Origin of the sequence: Caballeronia sp. LjRoot31 (assembly GCF_964253885.1) — a bacterium.
In the GTDB taxonomy this organism is placed as follows: domain Bacteria; phylum Pseudomonadota; class Gammaproteobacteria; order Burkholderiales; family Burkholderiaceae; genus Caballeronia.
Genome location: NZ_CAXURX020000001.1, coordinates 3,132,760 through 3,159,703 on the forward strand (window position 1 = coordinate 3,132,760; position 26,944 = coordinate 3,159,703).

Here is a 26,944-nt window from a genome sequence, read left to right on the forward strand (position 1 = left end):
AACAGCATGCTCGTTGAGCACACAAACAAAAACCCCCTCGCCATGGCGAGGGGGTTTTTAGTTTCAGCGCCGGCGAATCTCACGCCGGCATCACGCCGTCTTGTATTGACTCCGCGCTTCCGTGGATCGATACAGCACGAGCGTCGCGATCAGCCCGCAGACCGCGGCAACGGCCATCCACGCGCCCGGCGCCGCCTTGTTGCCGGTTGCGTGAATCAGGTACGTGGAGATAGCGGGCGTAAATCCGCCGATAGTCGTCGCCAGGCTATACGCCAGCGAAAAACCCGTCGTGCGCACTTCGACCGGCATGACCTCGGTGAGCGCCACGACCATCGCGCCGTTATAGCTGCCGTACAAGAACGAGAGCCACATCTCCACGCCGAGCAAGCGCAGGAACGATGGATCGGCGACCAGCCACTGCACAGCAGGATACGACGTGAGAATGGTGAGGATCGTGAAGAACAGCAGTACCGGACGACGTCCGATGCGGTCGGAAATCGCCCCGGAAAGTGGCAGCCACACGAGATTCGACAAGCCGATGAACACCGTCACCACCAGCGCATCGATAGAAGAAAGCTTGAGCACTTCCTTGCCGAAGGTCGGCGTGTAGGCGGTGATCATGTAGAACGACACCGTGGTCATGATGACCATGCCCATGCCGGCAAGCACGATGCCCCAATTCGAGAGCATGGACTTCATGATCTCGCCCATGTCCGGACGATGTTTGCGCGCAAGGAACTCTTCAGTTTCCTGCAACGAACGGCGAATGATGAACAGGAACGGCACGATCAGGCAGCCGATGATGAACGGCACGCGCCATCCCCACGAAGTCATCTGGTCAGGCGGCAGGATCCGGCTCATGGTCACGCCGATCAACGCCGCAAACACCACGGCCACTTGCTGGCTACCTGACTGCCATGAGCAGTAGAAGCCCTTGTTGCCCTTGGTCGCGATTTCGGAGAGATACACCGACACACCGCCGAGTTCCACGCCGGCCGAGAAGCCTTGCAGCAAACGTCCGAGCAACACGATGATCGGCGCCAGCACGCCAATGGTCGCATACCCCGGAATCACGGCCACCAGCAAGGTGCCGGCTGCCATCATGGCCAGCGTGAGGATCAGGCCCTTGCGCCGGCCGTGATGATCGATATACGCGCCGAGCACGATGGCGCCGATCGGCCGCATCAGGAAGCCCGCGCCGAACACGGACAGCGCCAGCATCAGCGACGCAAATTCGTTACCGCTCGGGAAGTAGGTTTTAGCGATGGCCGAGGCGTAGTAGCCGTAGACCATGAAGTCATACATTTCGAGGAAATTGCCGCTGACGACGCGGAACACCGATTTCGCCTTCGACTCGTTCGCGGGCGTTGCATGTGAGGGGCTGGACATGACTATCTCAAAAAACAGTGGCCAGATTCCGCAGCTGATGCGTCGTGAATCGACCGGATGTTGACGACCCGGTAGCACTGCACCGGATGCCTGTGTAAGCTTCGCCCTGCTCAAACCGGCGAAAAATGCTCAAAACGATGCGAAAGCGCGCTCGACAACCGTAAATAAGGGTTAACCATAGCAACGCTAAAACCCTGCACGACGCCAATGTTACAGCGGGAAAGTGAAATCCGCCTATTCGGAACATCGCGCATGTGTATGGAAAAACACCTTAAAATTACATTACACATGTCTATCTATAAGCCTACATTTTCCGATCCATCGTGGCCCTTTGTGCTGCGGCCGGCCACATCCGCCGACGCACAACTGATCGCCGGGATGCACGCGCAAAGTTGGGCGTCGGCGTATCGCGGAATCCTGCCGGACGATTTTCTCGATCGCGAGATGTCGGCTGAACGAGAAACGCACTGGCACACACGATTCAAAGAACTGGCTGAAGGTGCGGGCGAGGTATTGCTCGCGATACAAGATGATCGGCCGGTCGGTTTCGTTTGCCTGCTTGCACCCGATGAAAACGGCAGCGTGCTCGTGGACAATCTGCACGCGCTACCGGCAGCCAAAGGCAGCGGGTTGGGCACCACCATGTTGAGCGTCGCCGCGCAATGGGCACGCGATCGTGGCGCGCTCAGCATGCATTTGTTTGTACTCGAACCGAACGTTGCAGCTATTGGTTTCTATGAGTCTCGCGGATGGCGACTGGCTGGCCGCGAAGACGACACAATGGGCGGCATTAATATCATCGCGCTGCGTTACGTCCTGCCGATCGGCTGATGCCTCGTCGTCTTTCTTTGCCTTCGCGGATTGGCCGTTGTAATCTGGTTCAACGCCTGTGTGCTGGCTGCAAAAGCACGTATCCGAAGCATCCTGCGTCGTGCGCTGAAACGTCCGTTGCGTCCGTGTCGAATCAGCGAATTTTTTTCACTCCGAACACCCCTTATTCAAGGAACTAAGAAGGTTCTGAGCGACGCCCAAGCTGGCGCTGGGTATCATCGAGGGCTGTTCTGTGGCGGGTCCGGGCAAGGTGAATTATTCGACACCTTTGCAGCAACAACCGGGCGACGTCCACACGGCTGCCCCGCTTGGTCGTTCGTTGAGCAGTCCTGACGCCCGCTTTCGGAAATGAGAAAAAGATGAATGCTCCTATGGTCGTTGTACAAGGCGATCTGCTTCTGCCGACGCTGTTCCCGCTTGCCACTATGCCCAACGCCGTTTATGGCGAAGAGTGGACGTTAACCGGCACGCGTCCGGTCTTGACTGAATACGAAATACCGTTTTACGCGGCTCGTTTCCTCACGGCATATGTCAGTGCGCTTTCTCTTCGCAACGACCGGTTCCCGTATACGCCTTGCAGTCTCTGGGGCAAGTTCAAACGCATCGACGAAGTCAATCACGCCGAGCAAGGCGCTGGGGTTCCCCCGGCTCCCGTCAACGCAGCACCGCAAGCCGCCGAGCCGGCGCCCTTCGCGTTCGAGCCGTTCACCGCGCCCGACGACCGGCATGTGAAAACGCCGGCAGCTAATCACGATCATCGCAAGCAGCTTGCTGGTGGAGCGATTGCGCTGGCATGCGCTGCGTTTATTGCGTGGGCGTTGTTTGGTACGAAAATCGGCCATCAGGATACCGAAACGCAGAAACCCGAGGTTGTGCTGAGCGCTATCCCGGCGATCAAGCCGACATCCGACTCTGATTCTGATTCTGAAACGATTCATGCATCCGGTGCGTCGAGCGCAACGGTGGTGGTTGCTTCGCCTTCGACTGGCGCTTCGACTTCGGATGGCGCTTCGATGGTGGCTTCAGCGGCAGCCAGGACAGCTGCTTCGGCTGAAGCTTCTGCCACTCGCTCCGCTGCCGCCGTGATTGCCGCTTTGCCTGCGGTACAAAAAACTGTCAATCTCAGCAGCGCTATCGGCAACAGCAAGTCGTCGGCGAGCCCGGCCACACGCATGAACGTCATGGCTAGTGATGGCCGTACCACCGCACCCTACACCGTGTCGGAACGCACAACCAAAGCGCAAACAGTTGCGCAACCTCTGGAACGCCGTGGTTCGAAAGCCAAGTTGAAAACCAAGGCGAAGGGCAAGCGCGATGCACATCGGTACGAAGTGGTTTATCGGCGCCATGGCCATGAGTATCGTGGGACACCGGTTTATCGCAGCACCGGGCATGAAGCTCCCCTCACGTCGCCGAGTCACCGCGTGCTCACGCGCAATGACACGGCAAGCTCATCGCTCAGCGTTACCGATATGTACAACATGCTCGCGCACTCCGCCGTACTCGATGACAACAGCGGCGCGGCCCGCCAGCCCGTTCGTGTTGCGCCCCGAGAAGCGGCGGCGTCGCCTTCACGGCGCTCCAGCGGCAGTGATTCACCCAACTGGAATTCCGACTTGAGCCAACGTCGCGTCACTGACACGCCCTCGCAATTTTCCAAGTGACCGGCAGCCCTCATGGCGGCATCGTACAGCGCGATTTCAACCCGCGCGCTGCACGATGTGCCGATAGTCAGTCGCCGAAACTTACTTAATTTTGAAGCCTCGCCCTATGAAGTACGCCTCTCTCTCCACCCTTCTGAACGCGATGTTCGTTGCTGTGATCGCGCTCGGCTCATCCGTTGCGACGGCTTATCAGCCAGTCGGCACGTTGCTCTCGGCAACCGGCGTCGCCGATCCCGTCCGGCAACCGACCGCTAACGGTTCCATGGATGATTTTCAGGATGGCGCCGACGCCGCGTCGAATGCTCAGACGCCGGGAAACGTGTCGGAACTCATGCAGATGGTCCAGGCCCATAAGGTGACTGAATTACGCGTCACGTATAACGGCAGCTATGGCGCGGCGCTGTTTTTCTATCCCCAAGACATGGTGTATTACGTCGCGCTGTTCCAGGACAAGAATTTCTGGCGCGTCGTGAAATCGCAGGACGATGCGCATGCCGAAACGGTCTACGCGCAATTCGCCCGCAAGAGCTATGCGCTCGCCGAGGGTGAAATCAAACGCACACAATTGCAGGCGCAAAAGGCGTTGCTCGAACGCGTCATTGCGGTGTCGAATGATCGGGCGCAGCGCCTGACTGCCGATCTCTCCATTGCGCGCGCGCAGGAAAGCGAAGTGTCGCAACGTCAGCAGCAGATGCAGGTGGAGTCAGCGGCGTTGCTGAACGAGAAATCCGCCGCCGAGCGCAAGTTGCTCATGTTGCAGCGGCAGGTTCAGCAACTTCAGGATCAGAGCGAAGCAGGACTCGTTCAGTAACGCTCAAGCTCGCACTGGCGTTTGATTCGGCCGACCAAGTGGCAACAAAAAAGCCGTTCCAACTTTCATGTTGGAACGGCTTTTTGTCATCGCGCTACACGGGCTCTCTGCGTGGCGTTCAACCCATGTATGCTAGAAACGCGTTTCGCGTGCCACGCGCAGGAAGGTATCGAGTAAAGGCGTGCAATCGAGCAACTCGTCGCCGCCCGCGCGATGGAACTCCGGATGCCATTGCACGCCCATCACGAACGGCGCACGCCGATAACGCACCGCTTCAATAATGCCGTCGTGCGCTGACACAGCCTCGATGTTCAGGTCGCGGCCGATCGTCTTCACCGCCTGATGGTGGATCGAGTTGACGAGCGCTTCGCGGTGGCCCGGAAACATGTTGACGAGCGTGGAGCCATCGGGGAAACGAATCGGGTGGCGATGCTGATCGTATTGCTCGTTAACATGCACACCGGCCGTGGGGACATCGGTCGCAATGTCCTGATAGAGCGTCCCGCCGAACGCAACGTTAATCAGCTGGCATCCACGGCACACACCAAGCACGGGCTTGCCCGCCTCGATGAATTCATGCAACAGCTCCAGCTCGTACATGTCCCGCACGCGGTCGCCGGGCCATTCGTGACGCGTGGCCGCTTCCGTATAGGATTGCGGCGATACGTCAGCGCCACCTTGCAGCAGCAGGCCATCCAGTTGTTTCGCATAGTCGCGCAACCGGATGTTGCTCGGATGCAGCATGCCCTGATGGCCGACCGTCGGAATCATGAAGACGAGCACGTCGCGCGACATCACCCAATGCGCAATCGATTCCTCCAGATACTGCAGCGTCTTGCCGCGCAGTCCTTTGGCACCCGGCTCAGGATGAAAAATCCGCGCCGACACGCCTATTCTCAATGTCCTCTGCGTGATCCGCTGGCCGGCACGGTCGAAGATCTGCCGCGCACGCGCCTTGATCACGCGGCCGAACACCGACCAGGCGGAATCACTGTTACGCAGATACGCTGGCGGCGCCTTCGTATCCGGTGAGTCGGGTGGAGTGGGCGGCGCACGGAATGTGCCGAAATCCGGCGCGGCCGAAAATTCCGGCGGCAGGCTGGAAGCTGGCTTCGGCGTGACACTTTCTGTCGCGGTCGCAGTCGCGGTCGCGGCTTCGGCGGCTTGCGCCTCGGTGGCATTTTCAAGCTCCGCCGCGAGACTGGCTTCCGCTTGCGTCGCGGTTTCGACCTCCGCTGCAAGGCTCGCCTTTGCATCGAGCGTTTTGTTCGCAGCGGATGCGGACGATGCGGCTTCACGTGCCGCCGTTTCCTGCTGCGCCATCGCTCTGGCCGCCGATGCACGCGCTTCAGCTGCGTCATCGCGTTGCGCCTTAGCGGTATCGGCAGGTTCTACCGTCGACGCGCTTGCAGGTGCGTCCGTCGACGCCCGTTCGGCCGCCGTGGCATTCGGGCCCGGCTGCGCAGTGGCACCAGGGACATCAGGACTCTTTGTCGATGACGCGGACGGAACGGCAGGCGTATGACCGCCCGGGATGGAACCCGAAGAATCGGCTGCGGGAGAACCAGTGCCGGGCGTGCCCGGCGTTATTGACCCGTTTGAGTCGTTTGACTTGTTTTCGCTCATTCCGATATAGGCGCCAGGCGCTGTGAGAATGGTCAGAGTTTAATTATCCGCCTCTGGTCCGGGGGCGGCAAACCATCGAACAATTGCTCACATTATCGGGGGAAACAATGGGTTCATGCTCAAGGATGATCTCTCGGCTCTTCGAATGTTTCGCGCAGCGCGATCTGCATGGTTGCGTGGATCTTGACGCACCAGCGCCACAACACCGTGAGCAACAACGCCGCACAGACCAGCACCGCGATCATCAAGCCGAACGGCGGCAGGATGCCGCCCGAGAGCACTGCCACCAGCAGGAAAACACCGAACATCGCGAGAATCGGAATCAGGCCGGAAATGGCCGATCGCAACGCCCGAGTGAAACGTCCGGCCTTCGCGGGCTGCACGCTCACTTCGGCGAGCATCAGTGCGAGAGACCCCAGTTTGCGATACACCGCAACCAGGAACGGCATGGACACCAGCAACGCTGCGCTCCAAAGCGCGACACGCTGGGCGTCGTTGGTGGGCAACCAGCGCGAAAGATATTCAGTGGCAAACGGCGCCGCGTAGGACGCTGTGAGGAAGATGGCGGCCACCAGCGCTAGATTCACCGCGATCTGCACCACGATCCGGCGCGTCATGCTGAACAGCGTCGGGCCGCCGGTATCCGGTGAAAGGCTCGCGAGCCATTGCGAATACAGGCCAAAGGTGTTCGCAACGGGCACAGGCATGGAGCGGGCGATGCGGCGCGTGATCGGATCGGCGGCCTTGATCAGATACGGCGTGAAGAGCGTGGTCAACGCGGAAACCGCGACGGCGATCGGGTACAGGAAGCTGCTGGTCACTTTCAGCGACAACCCCAGTGACGCGATGATGAACGAGAACTCGCCGATCTGCGCCACGCTCATGCCGACGCGCATCGACGTGCGCCCGTCCCTGCCCGCGAGGAAAGTGCCGAGCCCGCAGGACAATATCTTGCCAAACACCACCGCGACGGTGATCACCGCGATCGGCCACCAGTAATCCACCAGCACCGCCGGGTTCAGCAATAGGCCGATGGTCACGAAGAAGATGGCGGAGAACATGTCGCGAATCGGCGCGATCAAGTGTTCGATGCGCTGCAGGTTGCGCGATTCGGCCATGATCGCGCCGATCAGGAACGCCCCAAGCGCGATGCTGTAATCGAGCTTCACGACCAGCAGGCAGAAGCCGAAACAAAAACCGAGCACAGTGACGAGCAGCATTTCGTCGCTCTTGGCCTTTGCGACATAGTCGAGCGCGCGCGGCACGATCAGGATGCCGACTACCATTGACACAGTCATGAATAAGAGCAACTTGCCCAGTGTGACGAACGCTACGCCCGCCGAGACGGAACCTGTCTGCGCAATCCCCGAAAGCAGCACAAGCATTGCTATGGCCAGAATGTCCTCGACGATCAAAATGCCGAAGATCAGTTGCGCGAACGGCTCGCCCTTCATGCCGAGTTCGGAAAGCGCCTTGACGATGATCGTTGTGGAAGAGATAGCGAGCATGGCGCCGAGGAACAGGGAATCCATTGCGTTCCAGCCGAACCACTGCCCAATTTCATAGCCGATCCAGATCATCAGCACGATCTCGGACGCTGCCGCCACGAACGCCGTTGCGCCGACCTTGAACAGCTTCTTCAGGCTGAATTCGAGCCCGAGCGAAAACATCAGGAATACCACGCCGAGTTCGCCGAGCGTCTGAATGGTGGCTTCGTCGTGGATAAGCTGGAACGGCGGAGTGTACGGCCCGATAATCACGCCCGCCACGATGTACCCCAACACGACCGGCTGCTTCAGACGGTGAAATAACACCGTGACGACGCCCGCAATCGCCATGATTACCGCTAGATCTTGAATGAAGCCGATCGCGTGATGCATCCACAAATCCTTACAAAAAGCACACAGGGACGCAGATAGTACCGCAATGGTTTTTTACATTGGTGACGGAAACGGTCAGACGAGGGGCAAAACCAGACACGCCACCGGACAGGGCCGATGTCAGCGTTACTACGTGGTCGCCGGGCAACGCGCCGAGGACACATTCCAGCCTGACACGGGATCAGGCCGGTTTTGGGCAAACGGCCTCAGACAGCCGCTTCGTCTTCTTCGCCGGTGCGAATGCGGATGACGCGTTCCACATCGGTCACGAAGATCTTGCCGTCGCCGATCTTGCCGGTACGGGCCGCACCAATGATTGCGTCGATAACCTGATCCGTCTGTGAGTCGGCCACCACCACTTCGATCTTCACCTTTGGCAGGAAATCGACCACGTATTCCGCCCCGCGATACAGCTCCGTGTGGCCCTTCTGCCGCCCGAAGCCCTTGACCTCGGTGACTGTCAGACCTGTGAGCCCGGCGCCGGCGAGCGCTTCACGGACTTCGTCGAGCTTGAACGGTTTGATGACTGCGGTAATGCGTTTCATGGCGCGCCTCTTGAAAAATTGTACGGATAAGCGAGAAAACGGATTGAGGAATCGATGTATTGATTCTAGCCGCGTTTTCACGGTTAACCGCAGAGATCTCGCGCCATAGCATCGGGATCACGCCGTTATCGGCGCATTTACGCGCAGATATGGTGCAAACGCCTCAATCGACCGGAATATTCTTCAAATCGTTCATCCAGACGACCGATTCCGAATCGCTCGGCGCGCGCCAGTCGCCCCGCGGCGACAACGAACCGCCGGTCCCTACTTTCGGTGCATTCGGAACGCAAGACCGCTTGAATTGGCTGGTCCGGAAAAACCGGTCGAGGAAAATGCCCAGGTTGTGCTTGATGGCCGGCAACGCGTACTCGTTTCGCGCGACATGCGCACCTTCCGGCCAGTCGCCCGCGTCGCGATCCTTCCATGCGGTGTACGCCAGGAACGCCACTTTCGTTGGCGCAAAACCAAAGCGCAACGTGTAATACAGGTTGAAATCCTGCAACTCGTACGGTCCGATGACGCTCTCCGTCTTTTGCTCTGGATTGCCGTTTGATTTACCGGGAACGAGTTCCGGGCTGATGTCGGTATTCAGGATGTTGATCAGGACGTCCGAACCCGAGTTGCCAATCTGCCCGGTTTCCGCGACCCACCGGACCAGATGCGTGATCAGCGTTTTCGGGACGCTGGCGTTGACGTTGTAGTGCGACATGTGATCGCCCACGCCGTACGTGCACCAGCCAAGCGCGAGTTCGCTCAGGTCGCCCGTGCCGACCACGATTGCGCCTTTGAAGTTCGCGAGCCGGAACAGATGATTCGTGCGCTCGCCTGCTTGCACGTTCTCGAACGTGATGTCGTATTCCTCTTTGCCCGCTGCATACGGATGGCCAAGATCCTTCAGCATCTGCTCGCAGCTTGGCCGGATGTCGATCTCGCTCGCCGAACACCCTACGATCTCCATCAGTTGCCGCGCCTGCAGGAGCGTCCGGTCGCTCGTGGCGAATCCGGGCATGGTCACGCCGAGAATATTCGTGCGCGGCAGCTTCAGCCGGTCCATGGCCTTGGCGCAGACAAGCAACGCGTGGGTAGAATCCAGGCCACCCGAAATGCCGATCACGACCTTCGATATGCCGCTCGCCGAGAGCCGTTGCACCAGCGCCTGCACCTGGATGTTGTAGACCTCGTTGCAGCGTTCGTCGCGGCGCTTCGGATCGGATGGAACGTAGGGGAAACGCTCCACGGCGCGGTCCAGCGGCAATGCGCGGTTGATCGGCAGGTCAAGATTGAAGCGCACCGTTTCGAATTTCGATACTTCGTCGGCATGTCGGCGCACCGACTGGCCGAATGTGGTCTGGCGCATGCGTTCACGCGACAGCCGCTCAAGGTCGACATCGGCGAAAACAAGATGGGAGGTGTCCAGGAAGCGCTCGGACTCGGCGAGCAGTTCGCCGTTTTCGTAGATCACCGCCTGCCCGTCCCAGGCCAGGTCGGTCGTGGACTCTCCTCTTCCCGCCGATGTATACAAATACGCCGAAAGGCACCGGGCGGACTGCTGGCCGACCAGTTGATGCCGGTAACTCGACTTGCCGACCACCACGTTCGACGCCGACAGGTTCACCAGCACCGTCGCCCCGGCAAGCGCTGCGAACGACGAAGGCGGCACCGGCACCCAGACGTCCTCGCAGATTTCCACGTGAAAGCGGAACAGCGGCATGTTGGCGATTTCAAACAGCAGCGCCGATCCGAACGGCACTTCGGTACCCAGCAACGTGACGCGATCCGTCGACGCGTTCTCGGCCGCGCTGAACTGGCGCGCTTCGTAGAACTCGCCGTAATTCGGCAGATAACTCTTCGGCACGACGCCCTGGACCTGGCCGCCCGCGACCACGACGGCGCAGTTGAAGAGCGTATGGTCGACGCGCAGCGGCATGCCCACGATCATTGCAATGGAGAGGCTCTTCGATGCCGCCACGACGGACGCAAGCGCCTCTTCGCAGGCATCGAGCAAGGCCCGCTGGTGGAACAGGTCGTCACAGGTATAAGCCGGTAGCCCAAGCTCCGGGAACGCGACCAGCACCGCACCGTTCGCCGCCGCCTGCTTCGCCAGGTCGATGGTTTCGGCCGCGTTGAACGCGGGATCCGCAACCCGGCAACGGGGCACGCCTACCGCCACGCGAGCGAAATCATGGCTATAGAGATTGAAGAATCGGTTTTTCATCTTGAGCTTGTCCATACGATGCCCCGCATTCGGGGATCCTGTTCCGGCGCATAACGGGTTAAGGGCGGGTTAAGAGTTACCGCTGTGAAAGCGAAAGCATTTCGACATGATGATAAGTCGAGTTGCAGTTTCCGGGCATCTATTGGATCAAGCGTTAGCCATCCGGTCAGGTTTCGAGCGCGTCGGACGCTCGGCCTTATGCCTTCTTCCTGAAGGGCGTATGGGCTTCCAGCTCCTGGATATGCTGGTCCATCGCCGCCGTTTCTTCATCGAGGAACTCACTGATCGCGTGGGCAAATCGCGGGTCCGCGACCCAATGCGCGGACCACGTGGGCGTGGGCAACATGCCGCGCGACATCTTGTGCACGCCCTGTGCGCCGCCTTCGAAACGGGCAAGGCGGTTCTCGATGCAATATTGGATTCCCTGCATATAGCAGGTTTCAAAGTGCAGTCCCGAGATGAATTCTTTCGTGCCCCAGTAGCGGCCGAACATCACGTCGCCGCCGATCATGTTCAGCGCGCACGCGAGCCGCTGGCCGTCCGCTTCGGCGATCACGAGCAAGATGCTGCCGGGCGCGGCCGCGTGGATCTGGTCGAAGAATTCGCGCGACAGATACGGTGGATTCCAGTGCTCGCGATAGGTATTTTCATAACACGCGTAGAAGAAATCGAGCGCTTCCTGGTCAATTTCCGCGCCGCGTAGCCACGTGTAGGTGACGCCGGCATCGACTACGCGCCGGCGATCCTGCTTCACCTTCTTGCGCTTGTCGTGGCTCATGGTGGCGAGAAATGCGTCGAAGCTGTCGTAGCCGCCGGGTGCATTCTCCCAGTGGAACTGCACGCCTTCGCGCAGCATGTAGCCGGCTTCGGTCAGCGCTTCGAGATCCTGCTCTTGCGGAAACAGCACGTGCAGGGAAGACAGTTCCAACTGCTTGGTCAACTCGATCGCGCCGCGCGCGAGCATTACGCGCTCCTCGTGCGTGGCGGCGATCAGGCGCGGCCCGGTCACCGGCGAAAACGGCACCGCCGATAATCCCTTCGGATAGTACTTAAGGCCATTTCGCTCGAAGGCGTCGGCCCAGGCGTGATCGAAGACGTACTCGCCTCGCGAATGTTTCTTGAGGTAGAGCGGCATGGCGCCGGTCAGCTTGCCGTCACGCTTGAGCAGCAGGAAATGCGGGCGCCAGCCGGTGCGCGCAACTGCACACCCCGTGTCCTGCAACGCCGACAGGAATTCGTGCCGGACGAAGGGGTTATCGCCGGCGAGGCGATTCCATTCATCCGGGGTGACGGAATCGAGCGAATCGACCACATGTATTTCGACCTTGCGGTTCAACAGGCTTACCTCGCTTCGGGCGTGTTCGGGCGTATTCGGGCCGACTGCTGGGCGCTTGGTGCAGCGCGGAACAGTTATTCTCGCCGAAGTCGCGGGTTTTTGTTCGGGAGGGGTTTGAGGCAGGGGCTTGAGGGATAATGCGCGGCATTGCGGTTTTCGCCTTTTCCCCACGATTTCTCATGCCTTGGTTCCTGTACCTTATCGAATGCGCCGACGGAAGTCTCTATACCGGGATTGCTACCGATGTCGAAGCGCGGTTCGCGAAACATGTCAGCGGCGATGGCGCGAGATATACCCGATCGCGCAAGCCGGTTGCCGTGCGAGCGTCGTTTGAACTGAGTGGTCGAGCTGAAGCGTCGCGGGCGGAATATTGGGTGAAGCGGCTGACGGCGGCGCGGAAATGGGCGTTGGTACGGGGAAATCTGGAATTGGCAGCAGTAATGCCGCCCGTAGAAGTGGAAGCCGACTCCAGCACGATTGCCGCCCCGGACGAAGCCGGCAACTGCGCTGACGTGGAAAGTCGATAAACAATGCGGTGCGCGCCAGCATAACGTTGCCGTCAAAAAGCGACGATATTCCTGATGCGTTCACCCTTGATCACTTCTGCGCCAACATCAATGCAATCCGTTGACGCAGAACCCTCTGCAGACTTTCAAAGCGGCGCTAACCAGAGAACGCCACCGCCTGTCGAAGGAGCGCCAAGCAATGCCGTGTTATTTCCGCGAGCGGCCGACGAAGAGGCACCCATCAGTACCGAATTGTCACCGCGTGCGAAAGACACAAGCCCGACATTCGCTTCATAATCCGCCATACCAATAACCTCCCAATTCAGCCCGCCATCCTTGGTGCTGTAGACGTCGCCGAACATGCTGAGCGCGTACCCGGACGCAGGAGTAGTGAAGAGAATATCCGTTATATAACCGGTGGGAACGACTAACGCGGTCCATGTCAGACCACCATCGATGGTCCTCAGCACAGGATTGGAAGAGGTGTTCAAAGTAGAACCTGACGCATATCCCGTTTTAGCGTCGACGAAAGACAGGCTGGCAAACGAATTCACCTCGGCGCCTTGCGGCTGTGAAGTGGTCCAGGTTGCGCCACCGTCGGTCGTCCGCGCAATCTGCATCTTCGAACCGGTTTTGTACGCGCCGATAATCCACCCGTTGCGCGCATCGATAAATTGCATGCGCAGCGCTTTTATTCCAGTGTCGGCCTGAAATTGCCACGTTTTCCCGCCGTTTGTGGTGTTCACCACGATCCCGAGCTCATTCACAATCCAGCCGTTCTGGCCAACAAATTGAATCGCTCGCAGACATCGTGCTTCCGGGAAGCCGTTTATTCGAAAGTTTTCCCAGGAACCGCCACCGTCCGAGGAGTGCATGGCGGCAGCATAGTCAAATTCGATCCGCCCTCCGTCTTCAACCTTGACGTACTTCTGCTGGGGACAGCCGACAACCCATATGTTTTTGACGTCAGCGAATCCGATGTCGCCAAAACCTTTATTCAGCGGGTTGTTGATGTCGTCGTCCTTTGGGAGCGTCAGTTCTTGCCATGACCGGCCGTTATCCCTCGATCGCAGCACTTGCGATTCTTTCGTCGGTAACGCCCATGCGGTTCCGTCGGCAGCAACGCGTATCCGCCCTACAGGCTGCGCGCTATAGGACGCCTCCCACCGGGTAAAGCTTGGCACAGGGTTAGCCTGCGATATCGTGTCAGGCAGGATAGTCCGCGAATTCACGGTAACAGGGAAATCGCGGCTGGTCTGGCCGCCATGTTCGTCCATCACTATGACCGTCAACAGGTGGGAGCCGCCGGTCGCAAACGAATAGCTCAGCGTGTTGCTCGCAGTTGTCCCACCGTAAGCGACCCCGTCGATTATCCATTTGTACGTGAGTGAATCGCCTTGCGGATCTGTCGCGTTGACCACGACGTTGACCGTCTGTCCTATGGCTCCTGTTTGCCCGATGTTGACAGAGCCACTTGATCCTGTCCCGATGGCAACGACGCCGCTTGATCCTTGTGGGATGCTAAAAGCGCCGCTTGATCCTGTCCGCCCAATGCTTACAGCGCCGCTGACAATTGGCGGCTGGTTCTGAACGATCTCCACAGAACGGGTTTCCACACTCTTCTGGTTACTCGTGTCTGTTGCCGTCACTTTGACCGTGAACGTACCCAACTTCGAATACGTGTGTGTCGCCGAGACTCCATTCGACAGTGGCGAGGAATCGCCGAAATCCCAGACGTACGTTGTCGCACTGGGAAAAGTACCGCTAACGATAAAGTTGACCTTCGTCCCAGGCCGCAATGCGGATGTGGGCGTGATGCCGACATCCGCAATCTTCGGCGCTGCCGCCTTGAGAGGTTGGACAGCATTGTTTTGCGCCGGAGCCGCCGGAGCCGCCTGAGCCGCCGGAGTGGCCGAGGAGTCGCCACCTCCACCACCTCCACACCCCGCCAGCGCAAGTGCGCAAACCATCGCGCTGATTCCACCCCTGAGTCGCCTGTTCATTCTTTAAACCTTGTTCATAAGGTGGCGACCTTCCTCAGTGTTCGATCTTCTCCTGATCGATTCAACGTCATGCTTTCGATGAAACCGGCAGTCGACGCGAGAAGGTCGCCCCTGCTTGTTGATCTGGAGGCGAGAAGACGAAACCTTACGCGGACATTTCAGTTGTTAACGGAATTATTGCAAGTTACGCAACGGTTATAGGGAAATCGTACTTTTCTGATTGCTTTGCCTGGACTTTGCAGACGCGGCGGTTTTTGCCCGGTGGCTCTGCAGCGATATGGACCACTGCAACGCCAATTTTTTCGGCATAAAAAAACCGCCCGATCCTGCCTCATGGCAAGACCGGGCGGTCTTCTACAACTCAACAACAATCAGTCGCTAACCTTACTTCTTGAAGTTAGCCACGCCGTCCGTGATTTCCTTGTGGGCCGCGTCCACGCCCTGCCAGCCTTCAACCTTCACCCACTTGCCCTTTTCCAGCGCCTTGTAATGCTCGAAGAAATGCTTGATCTGGTCTTTCAGATACTCGGGCACGTCATCCACCGTCTTCATGTGCGCCGTCATCGGACAAATTTTGTCGTGAGCGACCGCGACCAGCTTCGCGTCGACACCCGATTCATCCGTCATCTGCAGCATGCCCAATGCGCGTGCCCGAACCACCGAGCCCGCCAGCAGCGGGAACGGCGTGATCACCAGGACATCGACAGGATCGCCGTCGCCGGAAAGCGTCTGTGGAATGAAACCGTAGTTCGCCGGGTAACGCATGCCCGTTCCAATGAAACGGTCGACCACGAGCAGGCCCATGTCCTTGTCCGCTTCGTACTTCACCGGATCGCTTTGCGCCGGGATCTCGATGATCACATTGAAATCCTGCGGAAGATCCTTGCCTGCGGGTACGTTGTTAAAGCTCATATGCACTCTCTTCAAAGTGGAAATTCGGTGTCGGAGATAAACGCATTCGATACACGCAAATGTCGCGTTTTGCTGCATTGCGGCAATACGCGTGGAGCGCGAATGTCCTGACTGCAACGCTGCATCAAGGCGTTACGTTCGCCCATGAAACAGCGCAATTACGTCATTATAGCCAATCGAGGTGCGCGTCCCGGCGTCAGCGGTACGCGAGGAAATCGGCGCAAAATAGGCTGTCAGCAATGTGATCGGTGACGTAAATGAAGGCAAATGAAGGCAGATGAACCCACATGAAGCACCGCGCAATCGAATGAAGCCATAGTACGTCCCCCCAAAACAGCCACGGAGAGAGGAGTCAGGCATGGAAGAGGCAAAGCATTTCATCGGCAACCAGTGGGTAACGGCGGCAAGCCACGAGACCATTCCTGTCATCGATCCCTCCGACGGCCAGGTCTTCGCGCAACTCGCGCGCGGCAACGCAGCCGATATCGACCGCGCCGTCCAGGCAGCGCGCCACGCTTACGAAGGCTCGTGGGGCCACGCGAGCGCCGCCGATCGCGGACGCGTGCTTTACAGACTATCGATGATCATCGCCGCCCATCAGGACGAACTGGCGCATCTCGAAGCACGAGACACCGGTAAGCCCCTGAAGCAGGCCCATGCGGACGCGGCCGGCATCGCCCGGTATTTCGAGTTCTATGCAGGCGCCGCCGACAAGCTGCATGGCGAGACACTGCCCTATCAAACCGGCTACACCGTCCTCACGATCCGCGAACCGCACGGCGTGACCGGGCATATCGTGCCGTGGAACTACCCGCTGCAGATCTTCGGGCGCAGCGTCGCCGCGGCGCTCGCGGCCGGCAACGCGTGCGTGGTCAAGCCGGCCGAAGACGCGTGTTTATCGATACTGCGCATAGCCGAACTCGCCGCCGAAGCGGGCTTGCCGGAAGGCGCGCTGAACATCGTCACGGGCTATGGATACGAGGCCGGCGCGGCGCTTGCGAGACATCCAGGCATCGATCACCTCTCGTTCACGGGGTCGCCGGCAACGGGCGCGGCGGTGGTCAAGATGGCCGCCGATAACCACGTCCCGGTCACGCTCGAACTCGGCGGCAAGTCGCCGCAGATCGTTTTCGCCGATGCCGACTTCGACGCCGCCCTGCCCGTGCTCGTTTCGGCGATCGTGCAAAACGCGGGACAGACGTGCTCGGCGGGCAGTCGCGTGCTGATCGAGCGATCGGCGTATGAGCCGCTGCTCGAGCGGTTATCGGAGGCGTTCAGTGCGTTGAAGGTTGGCCCGAGCAAGCTCGATCTCGATTGCGGTCCGCTCATCAGCGCGAAGCAGCAGCAACGCGTGTGGGATTTTCTCTCCGATGCTCAGCACGATGGCATCGCGATGGCCGCCCACGGTGAAGTGGTTTCCGAAGCGCCGGAAGCGGGCTTTTATCAGGCGCCTACGCTCTTGCGCGATGTCCCGCCCGCGCATCGTCTTGCACGCGAAGAGGTGTTCGGACCAGTGCTCTGCGCGATGCCCTTCGATGACGAAGCCGACGCGCTGAAGCTTGCGAATGGCACGGACTTCGGCCTGGTCGCCGGAATCTGGACACGCGATGGCGGCAGGCAAATGCGCATTGCGCGCAAGGTCCGCTCGGGGCAGGTGTTCATCAATAACTACGGCGCGGGCGGCGGCGTGGAACTGCCGTTCGGCGGCGTCAAACATTCGGGCCACGGCCGCGAAAAAGGCTTCGAAGCGCTGTATGGTTTCACAGTGCTCAAAACCATCGCCATCAAGCATGGCTAATCAGCAACCATTTTGCATGGGACCGGAGACAACATGAGACTGCAAGGCAAGACCGCGATTGTGACTGGCGGCGGATCGGGATTCGGCGAAGGGATTGCGAAGACATTTGCGCGCGAAGGCGCGAACGTCGTGGTGAACAACCTCAACGGAGCATCGGCCGAGCGCGTGGCCAGCGAGATTGCGGTGAGCGGCGGCAAGGCGATCGCGGTCCCCGGTGACGTGACGAAACAAGCCGACTGGCAAACGCTTTTCGATGCCGCCATCGAAGACTTCGGCAGCGTTCAGGTTGTTGTGAATAACGCGGGCACGACACATCGGAACAAGCCGGTGATGGAAATTACCGAAGCCGAATTCGATCGCGTTTATGCGGTGAACGTGAAGAGCATCTACTTCAGCGTGGCGCAATTCGTGCCCTACTTTCGCAAGGTCGGCGGTGGTGCGTTCATCAATATTGCATCGACGGCAGGCGTGCGGCCACGGCCCGGTCTGGTTTGGTACAACGGCAGCAAGGCGGCGGTGATTATCGCGAGCAAGGCGTTGGCGGTCGAGCTTGGGCCAGACCGGATTCGCGTCAACTGCATCAACCCCGTGATGGGCGAAACCGGTTTGCTGTCCGAGTTCATGGGCATGGAAGACACGCCCGCGAACCGTCAGAAATTTCTGGCGACTATCCCGCTGGGACGGCTTTCGACGCCACAGGATATTGCGAATGCGGCGCTCTATCTCGCCTCCGATGACGCCGAGTTCATCACCGGCGTGGCGTTGGAAGTAGATGGCGGACGGTGCGTTTGACGTGCTTGCCAGAGGCGCATCCGGCGACTGCCACCGGATGCCTTTGATCGGTGTTTTCCCCATATAAAACAGACGGTTGCGGCCTGGAGCGAGCGGCTAGAATCGGACAGCACGTTTTCCCATCGATAAAAATAGTCAGGAGACGACATGGCCAGTACTGCGGGTGAATTGCATCGACCGGGCGCGGGCGCACCGCCCTCCGCGTTCGAAGCGGCGACGTATCGCAAGGTCGCGTGGCGGCTCTCGCCGTTGCTGCTGATCTGCTATGTAGTGGCGTATCTGGATCGTGTGAATGTGGGCTTTGCCAAACTTCAGATGACCACCGATCTCGGGCTAAGCGATGCCGTCTATGGCTTCGGCGCGGGCATCTTTTTCTTCGGTTATTTCATCTTCGAAATTCCCAGCAACGTCATCCTGCACAAGGTCGGCGCACGCGTGTGGATCGCGCGGATCATGATCACGTGGGGCATTATTTCCGCCCTCACGATGTTCATCACCACGCCCACCATGTTCTATGTCATGCGCTTCATTTTGGGCGTGGCCGAAGCGGGATTTTTCCCCGGCGTCATTCTCTATCTCACCTACTGGTTTCCGGCTGAACGGCGCGGGCGGATGACGACATTGTTCATGACGGCGATTGCTTTATCAGGGTTGATCGGCGGACCGGTATCGGGCTGGATCATGAAGAACTTCGATGGCGTCAACGGCTGGCACGCGTGGCAATGGTTGTTCTTGCTCGAAGGCATTCCATCGATCGTAGTCGGGATTGTTGTGTTCATCTTCATGGATGACCGGATAGCGAAAGCGAAATGGCTTACCACTGAGGAGCGCGAACTGCTGGAGCGGAATATCGCGAAGGACAACGTCGAGAAGGTGGATATGCCCGTGCGCGAGGTGCTCAAAAGTGGCCGCGTGTGGCTGATGAGCCTGACGTACTTCTCATTCGTGATGGGGCTTTATGGTGTGAGCTTCTGGCTGCCGACGATTATCAAGGCGACCGGGGTGACGGACGCGCTGACCATCGGCTTGTTGTCCGCGATTCCGTTTGGTGCGGCGGTGATTGGCATGCTGCTCGTCGCGCGCAGTGCCGATAAAAGAGGCGAACGGCGGTGGCATATCGCCATTCCTGCCGCTGTGGGGGCGTTGGGGCTGGTGTTGTCGGTGGTGTGGTCGACGAATACGCCGATGGCAATGCTCGGGCTGACGTTGGCGACGATGGGGATTCTCACTACGCTGCCGCTGTTCTGGAGTTTGCCGACGGCGTTTTTGGCTGGGACGGGTGCCGCTGCCGGTATCGCGATGATTAACTCGCTGGGGAATCTGGCGGGGTTTTTGAGTCCGTATCTTGTGGGATGGTTGAAGCAAGTGACGGCATCGAACGCGAGCGGGATGTATATGCTCGCCGCGTTCATGGTGCTGGGTGGATTGCTGGCGCTGAGTGTGCCAAAGCGGGTGGTGAATCGGTAAGACTCGCTGGAAGTCAACTTCAATCGCACGGAAAACTCCTGAGATAAATAGGAGTTTTCTGGTATCACCTTTCAATTACATTATTCAGAATCGTCCGTTGGATCGTTTGCGATTTTTTTACATCGCAGAGGGTTTCATCGGGCGGTGAGTTTGCGTAAACGCCTCTGCGCCGCCCATCCACAACAATTAAAAACGGGGCAAAGATGTCAGAAGCATGGTCATTGGACGCGGGGTTTTCATCGGTTGCAATCGATGATGGAAGTCCGGGTTTTCAACCTGATAGCGGTCCGGTCAGGATCGACGAGACCGGTGTAATGGCCGGTCGCACGAATTTTCCGCCTGACAACAGGCTGAGTCTGGCCGGCGATAGCGGTTCCTCGCTGGCAGCAATAGCTCCGTCGGGATACCACGACTCTGCATCATCTTTTGTCATTGGAACTCCGCCTATCTGGATTAATGGACCCATTACGATTAACCCGGGTCATACAGATTTCCCGCTTGGTGTGCCCGTGGACTCACTAATGCCAACGCGGGAATTCCCGGCAATCGATCCGCGCATATCACTTGGTTGGAACGACGGTTTAAGCCAACTCCTACCGCTTCCGTCAGACGGCCATATTTCGAGTACTGACGTTCCAGCTGCCCTAGCATCGGCGACGTTACCCAGTCAGAAACAAGGTGGTCGGACACGGCAATGCGTCGGTCGCGATAGGTATTGGTGTGGGCTACGACGTATCTCCCCGCGACGGATCTTTTACAATTGGCAAAGGGCCAACGGATTTGCCGTTGAACGACGGTGCCGTTCCGTCGCTACTGCCATCATGGGAAATTCCGGGATCCGATCCAAGCATAAACCTCGGGACGAGCGGCAATTCACAGCAACGCTACCCATATTCCTCGCATCTTTTTTCGGTGGACACACCAGTTATCACCCGCATCGGTGACCTCGCCCGATCGTCGGGTTTTGAGTCAGGCAACACGCTCGACATCTTCAACCCGGCTCCAATCCTGAGCGGTTCGGGCCAGACCGGTACTGTCATTTCCGTTTTCCATAACGCGACGCTCATCGGCTCGACCACCGTTGATCCGGATGGAACGTGGAGTTTCAACTCGCCTGCACTCGCTACCGGACGGTACGACTTCTCCGTCAGCACGGTCAGCCCGGAAAGCGGCATCGTGCTCAAGTCGGCGCATCTCGACGTGCGTGTCGCTGTCGACGCCAGTCTTGTGCCGACGGCTATTGCCACCATCCCAAGTGCGTTCGACGAGAGTGTCCCCGAAACACTCCCGGATACATACCCATCTCGGCTGATGTTGACCGACAGCGCGTTGACGCTCGACGTGCAGGCTCTTGCACCGTCGAAATCCGGCAGCAGCGTGACCGCCTTGGGGCTTTCGGCGGAACTGATCGTCGCCGGCAGGACAGTCGCGGTGCTCGCGGTCACGGGCGACGAAAACGGTTTGGTGTCCTTTGCTGCGGATTGGAACACCGTGGCGGCAACGCATCCCGATGCGACGTTGAAAGTCACGGTGCACATCGGCACGGAGGATCCGCTCACGATCCTGGACAAACACACGCTCAGTTCCCTGCTTGGGAAAATGGACCATTGGGTATCGATGACATCGACGGGCGAAAGCGCGGCATTTTTCGATGCAGCGGATCGAGGCGCGCATATCCACGGCGGCGCCGGTGTCAACATCATTGCGATTGCGAACGATCATCAGTTGCTTGATTTGACTTCGCTGACAGGCAAAACAGCTGGCTCAACCATCATGGGCATCGACACAATTGATCTAGGCGGACAGCACAACACACTGCAAATCGCGATGATCGATGTGCTGAATCTCGGCGAGACGGATCTTTTTCGTATCGATGGAAAGCAGCAGCTTATGGTGAACGGCAAGGCAGGCGATTCGGTGAAGTTATTGAATACGCGCGTTGCCGGAATTGCCGATGGCGACTGGGAGCATCACGCTGAAACAAAGATTGGAGGCGTGACGTACGAGGTCTATGAGCACTCGACAGCACATGTGGAGTTGATGGTGCAGTCCGGCGTGCAACTGACGATGCATTGATACGTTACGCCGGTATGCGGATGCCATTCGCATACCGGCGCAGCACATGCTTCGATGGGTTGGTTACAGAACGGTAGATCTGCCCATCGGTTTTGGGTTCGTCAATCGGCCGATGCGTCGCGTTCGCTACGACGAGCGCATTACCATAAATTGAGGCCCGCGGCTCAACCATGCGCAGCAATTCTCACAAATAGGATTTATCTGGTATCTGCTTTCAATTTCATTATTCAGAATACTCCGTCTGACCGTTGCGAATTTTTATCGAACTCGCACGCGGTTTTCACCGGGCGGTCACCGTGGAGCTAACTCAGCCGCCCGCAGATAACTATTAGAAGAGAGCGGTTGAGCCATGTCACAAGAGAATTCTTGCAAAGCTGTTATTTCGTCCGTTGCTACAGGCAAGTCAGGATCGGAGATTACGGGCACGAGTGCCCCCTTTTCGTTAGTCAAAATCTTCGAAGGCTTGCGGCTCATTGGCGAAGCAGTCGCCGCTGCGGATGGCGCGTGGTCCCTGCCGTGGCTCGGATCGCCGGGAGTGGGAAAGCATGCATTTCACGCAACCGGTTCGCACGGCCATCACCATCACGACACGCCCGTCAGCGCTGGGGCGCCTTCCATCGCGGGAATCAGTGACTCTATTCAAGGATCGGGCGGCAAGTTCGCCAAGCTCACGACGATCGAGAATCCGCTTCCCACAATGATCGGCTTCGGCCACGCCGGCGACCTCATCACCGTATTCGATGGCGACCACTCGATTGGCTCAACCACCGTGCACCCGGACGGCACGTGGGCCTTCAGCACGCCCGTGCTCGCTAAGGGCACGCACGAGTTCTTCGTCAGCGCAGTGAGCGCGGTAAGCGGCGTCACGCTGATGTCGAATCACCTGGTTGTGCACATGGTTGGCGACAGCGTTGTCAAGCCCTCGGCTGTGGCCACGATCACCAGCGCGCTCGATGAATTCATCGATCCGGCTGGCAATCATCACGACAACGTCATTCAAAATGGCGGCAAGACAGTCGATACATCACCGAAATTGCTCGGCACAATTGACGTCGCGCTGCACGCGGGCGAGGTACTGACCGTCTATCGTGATGGCGTGAAGCTCGGGCATGCCGACGTATCGGGTCTCGGCTGGTCGTTCCAGGATACGGGTGTCGCCGCCGGTGAACACACGTACACGGCGCGCGTGGAGTCGGCGGCGGGTGTGCAAGGAACGGTATCGGGAAACTTCGCGATCGTTGAAACCGCCCCGACGTTCAGCGGTGATATTCCGGTTATGGAGACGAAAGATTTTCTGATCTTCGATACTCGCGGCGTCAGCAGAATGGAATCCGATGGGTCGCCCATTTCCTTTGATTTGCTGGAGGGAGTAAAGGCCCTGGAAAAAGCTGGCATGACTGTCAAAAGCTACACCGATAAGGATGGCTTTATCAGCATCGAAGTGGACTGGCTTGAGTACGTGAAAACTCATCCAGGCTCAAACTATGAATTAGAATTTTTTGCTTCACATCAGCATGTTGACAACGGCAAAGGAGGGCTCGACTACTACATAAATATCGATACTCCGCTTTTATATTCCACAAAGATGCTCGACCAGTGGATACCGACCACGCGTCCGGCCGCCGACGGAGGGGTTGTGCAACCGATTACGCCGCCTGCAGCTTCATTTATTACTGGCATCTTTGATGTCTATACCGACGCGGCCGGCAATACTGTGGAATCGTTGATCCCTGAAGGCGGTTCGACCACTAGCTCAACGCATAAAATCACATTCACATTCAGCGAGCCGCTGCCCCAGGGCGCGTGGGTCGGTGACCGGTGGGAAATTTATCGAGATGGCGTACGTTTGTTACCCGACACAGACTTGCTGGAAGCCAAATACGATCGAGCGACCAACATAGGTTGGGCGATTGAAACCAATACGCCGCCCGGTCCGCACGTCTACACCGTGCGAGTTCCGCGCACTTATGGCGAACAAGGCGCTTGGTCAGAAAGCTATAGCATTGTGGAAGTAAGCTCTACTCCGTTAGCTGTTGCCACCATCACCAGCGCGCTCGATGAATTCATCGATCCGGCTGGCAATCATCACGATAACGTCATTCAAAATGGCGGCAAGACTGCCGACACCTCTCCGCAGTTGCACGGAACGCTCAGCGCTGCTCTGCATGAAGGCGAAGTGCTCGCCATTTATCGTGACGGCCAGAAAATCGGTACCGCTTCAGTCTCGGGGCTCGGCTGGTCCTATCAGGACGAGGGGCTTACCACGGGCCAGCATGTCTTTACGGCGAGTGTCATTTCCGCGTCGGGCGCACAAGGAGTCCATTCCGGTGATTTTGTAATCACTGAAACGGCTGGAACCGGCTACTCATTTGAAATACTTGGGACCGAAGACTTCCTGATTTTCGACACCCGGCTCATTCCTAGAACTTTGTACGACGGCAGGCCGGCTTCCTTTGATTTGCTCGAAACCGTAAAGAATTTCGAGAAAGCGGGAATGATCGTCAAAAGCTACACCGACAACGGCGGGATCATCAGCATTGAAGTCGACTGGGTCGCATTTATAAAAGCGCATCCGAACGCGGATCCACAACTAGTTTCACACAGCCATGTCGATAACGATAAGGGTGGCCTCAACTTCTACGATGTGATCGGCATCCCAAGCTACGGATATTTGCTGGCAAAACTCGGCACCTGGGCATACGCGAGCTACGGATCAGACAGCGCGCAAAGTCATCCAGGAACTCCGGCCCCTTCCACAACTATCATGGGCATCTATGATGTCTATACCGACGCGTCCGGCAATCCGGGGCAATCGTTAATCCCGGACGGTGGTTCGACCGCTAGCTCAACGCACAAAATCGTGTTCACATTCAGCGAGCCGCTGGACCGGAGCTTGCTCGGTGACCATTGGGAAATCTATCGAGATGGCGTACTTTTGTTGCCCAGGGACCTGCTGGAATCCAAATACGATCAAGCGACCAACATAGGGTCAGCGATTGATACCAATGTGCCGCCCGGGCCGCACGTCTACACGATGCGAGTCCCGCGTACGTTCGGTGAACAAGGTGCTTGGTCGGAAAGCTATAGCATTTTGGAACTCGCTCCTGCGTCTTCGGCTGTTGCCACGATCACCAGCGCACTCGATGAATTCATCGATCCGGCTGGCAATCATCACGACACCATAGTCCAAGACGGCGGCCGAACCTCTGACATCTCGCCACAGTTGCACGGAACACTCAGCGCGGCCCTACATGAAGGCGAAGTGCTTGCTATTTATCGTGACGGCCAGAAAATCGGTACCGCCTCAGTCACGGGACTTGGCTGGTCCTATCAGGAGGAAGGACTCACCACGGGTCAGCACGTCTACACGGCGTGTGTTATTTCGGCGTCGGGCGCACAGGGCGTCCATTCCGGGGATTTTGTAATTACTGAAACTGCTGGAACGGGCGGTGGTTTTCAATTACTTGCGACGGAAGACTTCCTGATTTTCGACACGCGGTTCGAGGCCAAAGCCACGTCTGACGGCAAAGCCATTTCCGTCGATATGCTCGAGGGCGTAAGGATGCTCGAAAAAGCTGGAATGACCGTCAAAAGCTATACCGATAACGGCGGCGTGATTAGTATTGAAGTCGACTGGGTTGCATATACGAAAGCCCAATCGGGGGGGGCGTATCTCGATCTGGATTTGCATCGTCATATCGATAACGATCAAGGTGGCCTTGACTACTACAATTTAATCGCCGTTCCAGACTTCCCAATTCTGCTCAACTTGCTCGGGAAATGGGTACCCGCGAACTTCGTTGCAGATGCCGGTGGGCAGTCACCCACGCCACCAGCAGCAGCAGCGATCACCGGCGTATTCGATTCTTACGTCGACGCTGAAGGTCATGCGCAGCTCTCCCTGATTCCGGCTGGTGGTGCGTCCGGCGAATCGACGCATAGAATTGAAGGAATCCTTAGCGAACCGATGAGCAAGTGGAGCGACACGCTCGTCGTTTACCGTGATGGCGAGAAGCTGACGGGGGACACTCATTCGTTCGATCCACTCTCAAATCATTCGAACACCACGTGGTGGATCATCGATAACGACGCCCCTCCCGGACCGCACGTCTATACAGCGCGGGTCGAGCGCCAATTCGAAGCTCAGGGACCCTGGTCACCAGGCTACGAGATTCAGGAACTTTCTCACGAACCAATCCAGGATTCGTTGACTGCGCGCATGCTGATGAACGACCACCTGCTGATCGTCGATACAGGGATCTTTAATCACACAAACGCGGATGGCAACGTTGCATCGATGCAGGTGAGGGCGGAACTCACGTTGGCCGGCGGAACCCTTGCTGCCTTTCAAGCCGCCGTGGATGAGAATGGTACTGCCTCGTTCGAAGCTGACTGGGCACGACTCATGGCGGCAAATCCGGACGCTAAGCTCACGATAACGGCGCACGACAACATCAACCAATCGGATCAGATTGTGGACATACACACAGCCGGAACGCTTGCGGGCCAGATTGGCCACTGGGTAACAGCAACCCCGGATGGCGAAAGCGCGATTTTCTTCAACGCGGCAGATAGAAGCACGCATATCCATGGGAACACGGGCATTAACACAATCACAGTTTCCGATGATCACCAGATAATTGATCTGACATCGCTCACCGGCAAGACGACTGGATCAACGGTCATGGGAATCGAGCGAATCGATCTTGGCGGTCAGCACAACACCCTGACGATCTCGATGATCGACGTATTGAATCTCGGCGAGACCGACCTGTTCAGGGCGGATGGCAAGCAACAATTCATGGTCAATGGCAAGGCTGGAGATGCCGTGAAACTGGGCAACACCCGTGTTGCTGGAATTGAAGATGGGGATTGGGAACGCCAGGGTGACACCACGATTAAGGGCGTTGCCTACGATGTCTATGAGCACTCGACAGCGCATGTTGAATTGATGGTGCAACAAGGCGTTCAATTGTCGATGCACTAAATCCAAGATAGGTCGAGCATCAAGAGTCGCAGGCCCTCAAAGCCTGCGACCCAAAATCGCGTCGCGCTGGATTGAGTTAAACAGCTTGTAGGATCAATGCGCTTCG

The 26,944-nt window shown here is 58.1% G+C and carries 18 protein-coding genes; 9 read left to right on the forward strand and 9 right to left on the reverse strand.

Annotation, left to right across the window (positions count from 1 at the left end; translation table 11 throughout):
* Positions 1 to 90: 90 nt before the first annotated feature.
* On the reverse strand, positions 91 to 1,389 hold the full coding sequence (locus ACSQ8V_RS13955) for an MFS transporter (RefSeq protein ID WP_436206053.1): 1,299 nt from the start codon (positions 1,387 to 1,389) through the stop codon (positions 91 to 93).
* Positions 1,390 to 1,677: 288 nt separating this feature from the next.
* Here ACSQ8V_RS13955 and ACSQ8V_RS13960 point away from each other — a divergent pair, with 288 nt between their 5' ends.
* The 3 genes from ACSQ8V_RS13960 to ACSQ8V_RS13970 all read left to right on the forward strand — a co-directional run bounded on the left by ACSQ8V_RS13960 (position 1,678) and on the right by ACSQ8V_RS13970 (position 4,695).
* Positions 1,678 to 2,220 (forward strand): N-acetyltransferase family protein, encoded by a 543-nt coding sequence (locus ACSQ8V_RS13960; RefSeq protein ID WP_436206054.1) that lies wholly within the window; start codon positions 1,678 to 1,680, stop codon positions 2,218 to 2,220.
* 359 nt (positions 2,221 to 2,579) lie between these two features.
* Positions 2,580 to 3,884, forward strand: a complete 1,305-nt coding sequence (locus ACSQ8V_RS13965; protein WP_436206055.1) for a hypothetical protein — start codon at positions 2,580 to 2,582, stop codon at positions 3,882 to 3,884.
* A gap of 106 nt (positions 3,885 to 3,990) precedes the next feature.
* A complete protein-coding gene (locus ACSQ8V_RS13970) occupies positions 3,991 to 4,695 on the forward strand; it encodes a DUF2968 domain-containing protein (protein WP_436206056.1) in 705 nt (234 codons plus the stop codon).
* Between the two features lie 132 nt (positions 4,696 to 4,827).
* On the opposite strand, the gene ACSQ8V_RS13975 is transcribed toward ACSQ8V_RS13970, so the two are convergent.
* From ACSQ8V_RS13975 to ACSQ8V_RS13995, 5 genes are all read right to left on the reverse strand, one after another.
* Positions 4,828 to 6,321, reverse strand: a complete 1,494-nt coding sequence (locus ACSQ8V_RS13975; protein WP_436206057.1) for a gamma-glutamyl-gamma-aminobutyrate hydrolase family protein — start codon at positions 6,319 to 6,321, stop codon at positions 4,828 to 4,830.
* A gap of 119 nt (positions 6,322 to 6,440) precedes the next feature.
* The gene (locus ACSQ8V_RS13980) at positions 6,441 to 8,201 is read right to left on the reverse strand and encodes a cation:proton antiporter (RefSeq protein WP_436206058.1); all 1,761 of its coding nucleotides are present in this window, start codon (positions 8,199 to 8,201) and stop codon (positions 6,441 to 6,443) included.
* 206 nt (positions 8,202 to 8,407) lie between these two features.
* Positions 8,408 to 8,746 (reverse strand): P-II family nitrogen regulator, encoded by a 339-nt coding sequence (locus ACSQ8V_RS13985; RefSeq protein ID WP_031361078.1) that lies wholly within the window; start codon positions 8,744 to 8,746, stop codon positions 8,408 to 8,410.
* A 163-nt stretch (positions 8,747 to 8,909) separates the two neighbouring features.
* Positions 8,910 to 10,961, reverse strand: coding sequence for an NAD(+) synthase (locus tag ACSQ8V_RS13990; protein WP_213768339.1), 2,052 nt, complete (start codon positions 10,959 to 10,961; stop codon positions 8,910 to 8,912).
* Between the two features lie 196 nt (positions 10,962 to 11,157).
* Positions 11,158 to 12,297, reverse strand: coding sequence for a GNAT family N-acetyltransferase (locus ACSQ8V_RS13995; RefSeq protein WP_436206059.1), 1,140 nt, complete (start codon positions 12,295 to 12,297; stop codon positions 11,158 to 11,160).
* Positions 12,298 to 12,434: 137 nt separating this feature from the next.
* Between ACSQ8V_RS13995 and ACSQ8V_RS14000 the strand changes: the two genes are divergently transcribed.
* A complete protein-coding gene (locus ACSQ8V_RS14000) occupies positions 12,435 to 12,824 on the forward strand; it encodes a GIY-YIG nuclease family protein (RefSeq protein WP_436206060.1) in 390 nt (129 codons plus the stop codon).
* Positions 12,825 to 12,949: 125 nt separating this feature from the next.
* Here the strand turns inward: ACSQ8V_RS14000 and ACSQ8V_RS14005 are convergent, their stop codons facing one another.
* Both ACSQ8V_RS14005 and ppa read right to left on the reverse strand, forming a co-directional pair.
* Positions 12,950 to 14,806: a YCF48-related protein gene (locus ACSQ8V_RS14005; RefSeq protein ID WP_436206061.1), complete on the reverse strand. Its 1,857-nt coding sequence runs from the start codon at positions 14,804 to 14,806 to the stop codon at positions 12,950 to 12,952.
* A 384-nt stretch (positions 14,807 to 15,190) separates the two neighbouring features.
* Positions 15,191 to 15,718: an inorganic diphosphatase gene (gene ppa, locus ACSQ8V_RS14010; protein ID WP_213768343.1), complete on the reverse strand. Its 528-nt coding sequence runs from the start codon at positions 15,716 to 15,718 to the stop codon at positions 15,191 to 15,193.
* Positions 15,719 to 16,076: 358 nt separating this feature from the next.
* Between ppa and ACSQ8V_RS14015 the strand changes: the two genes are divergently transcribed.
* The 3 genes from ACSQ8V_RS14015 to ACSQ8V_RS14025 all read left to right on the forward strand — a co-directional run bounded on the left by ACSQ8V_RS14015 (position 16,077) and on the right by ACSQ8V_RS14025 (position 19,775).
* Positions 16,077 to 17,516, forward strand: coding sequence for an aldehyde dehydrogenase family protein (locus ACSQ8V_RS14015; RefSeq protein ID WP_436206062.1), 1,440 nt, complete (start codon positions 16,077 to 16,079; stop codon positions 17,514 to 17,516).
* 33 nt (positions 17,517 to 17,549) lie between these two features.
* Positions 17,550 to 18,308 (forward strand): SDR family oxidoreductase, encoded by a 759-nt coding sequence (locus tag ACSQ8V_RS14020; RefSeq protein ID WP_436206063.1) that lies wholly within the window; start codon positions 17,550 to 17,552, stop codon positions 18,306 to 18,308.
* 147 nt (positions 18,309 to 18,455) lie between these two features.
* Positions 18,456 to 19,775, forward strand: a complete 1,320-nt coding sequence (locus tag ACSQ8V_RS14025; RefSeq protein WP_213768346.1) for an MFS transporter — start codon at positions 18,456 to 18,458, stop codon at positions 19,773 to 19,775.
* Between the two features lie 271 nt (positions 19,776 to 20,046).
* On the opposite strand, the gene ACSQ8V_RS14030 is transcribed toward ACSQ8V_RS14025, so the two are convergent.
* Positions 20,047 to 20,208, reverse strand: a complete 162-nt coding sequence (locus ACSQ8V_RS14030; protein WP_436206064.1) for a hypothetical protein — start codon at positions 20,206 to 20,208, stop codon at positions 20,047 to 20,049.
* 479 nt (positions 20,209 to 20,687) lie between these two features.
* Between ACSQ8V_RS14030 and ACSQ8V_RS14035 the strand changes: the two genes are divergently transcribed.
* Positions 20,688 to 21,851, forward strand: coding sequence for a hypothetical protein (locus ACSQ8V_RS14035; RefSeq protein WP_436206065.1), 1,164 nt, complete (start codon positions 20,688 to 20,690; stop codon positions 21,849 to 21,851).
* A 349-nt stretch (positions 21,852 to 22,200) separates the two neighbouring features.
* A complete protein-coding gene (locus ACSQ8V_RS14040; protein WP_436206066.1) occupies positions 22,201 to 26,838 on the forward strand; it encodes a hypothetical protein in 4,638 nt (1,545 codons plus the stop codon).
* The last annotated feature ends 106 nt before the right edge of the window (positions 26,839 to 26,944 follow it).

Excerpts from the sequence above, each read along its gene's own strand:
- ACSQ8V_RS13955 (WP_436206053.1), bottom strand. The coding sequence starts at position 1,389 with ATGTCCAGCCCCTCACATGCAACGCCCGCGAACGAGTCGAAGGCGAAA.
- ACSQ8V_RS13960 (WP_436206054.1), top strand. The coding sequence starts at position 1,678 with ATGTCTATCTATAAGCCTACATTTTCCGATCCATCGTGGCCCTTTGTG.
- ACSQ8V_RS13965 (WP_436206055.1), top strand. The coding sequence starts at position 2,580 with ATGAATGCTCCTATGGTCGTTGTACAAGGCGATCTGCTTCTGCCGACG.
- ACSQ8V_RS13970 (WP_436206056.1), top strand. The coding sequence starts at position 3,991 with ATGAAGTACGCCTCTCTCTCCACCCTTCTGAACGCGATGTTCGTTGCT.
- ACSQ8V_RS13975 (WP_436206057.1), bottom strand. The coding sequence starts at position 6,321 with ATGAGCGAAAACAAGTCAAACGACTCAAACGGGTCAATAACGCCGGGC.
- ACSQ8V_RS13980 (WP_436206058.1), bottom strand. The coding sequence starts at position 8,201 with ATGCATCACGCGATCGGCTTCATTCAAGATCTAGCGGTAATCATGGCG.
- ACSQ8V_RS13985 (WP_031361078.1), bottom strand. The coding sequence starts at position 8,746 with ATGAAACGCATTACCGCAGTCATCAAACCGTTCAAGCTCGACGAAGTC.
- ACSQ8V_RS13990 (WP_213768339.1), bottom strand. The coding sequence starts at position 10,961 with ATGAAAAACCGATTCTTCAATCTCTATAGCCATGATTTCGCTCGCGTG.
- ACSQ8V_RS14000 (WP_436206060.1), top strand. The coding sequence starts at position 12,435 with ATGCGCGGCATTGCGGTTTTCGCCTTTTCCCCACGATTTCTCATGCCT.
- ACSQ8V_RS14005 (WP_436206061.1), bottom strand. The coding sequence starts at position 14,806 with ATGAACAGGCGACTCAGGGGTGGAATCAGCGCGATGGTTTGCGCACTT.
- ppa (WP_213768343.1), bottom strand. The coding sequence starts at position 15,718 with ATGAGCTTTAACAACGTACCCGCAGGCAAGGATCTTCCGCAGGATTTC.
- ACSQ8V_RS14015 (WP_436206062.1), top strand. The coding sequence starts at position 16,077 with ATGGAAGAGGCAAAGCATTTCATCGGCAACCAGTGGGTAACGGCGGCA.
- ACSQ8V_RS14020 (WP_436206063.1), top strand. The coding sequence starts at position 17,550 with ATGAGACTGCAAGGCAAGACCGCGATTGTGACTGGCGGCGGATCGGGA.
- ACSQ8V_RS14025 (WP_213768346.1), top strand. The coding sequence starts at position 18,456 with ATGGCCAGTACTGCGGGTGAATTGCATCGACCGGGCGCGGGCGCACCG.
- ACSQ8V_RS14030 (WP_436206064.1), bottom strand. The coding sequence starts at position 20,208 with ATGACAAAAGATGATGCAGAGTCGTGGTATCCCGACGGAGCTATTGCT.
- ACSQ8V_RS14040 (WP_436206066.1), top strand. The coding sequence starts at position 22,201 with ATGTCACAAGAGAATTCTTGCAAAGCTGTTATTTCGTCCGTTGCTACA.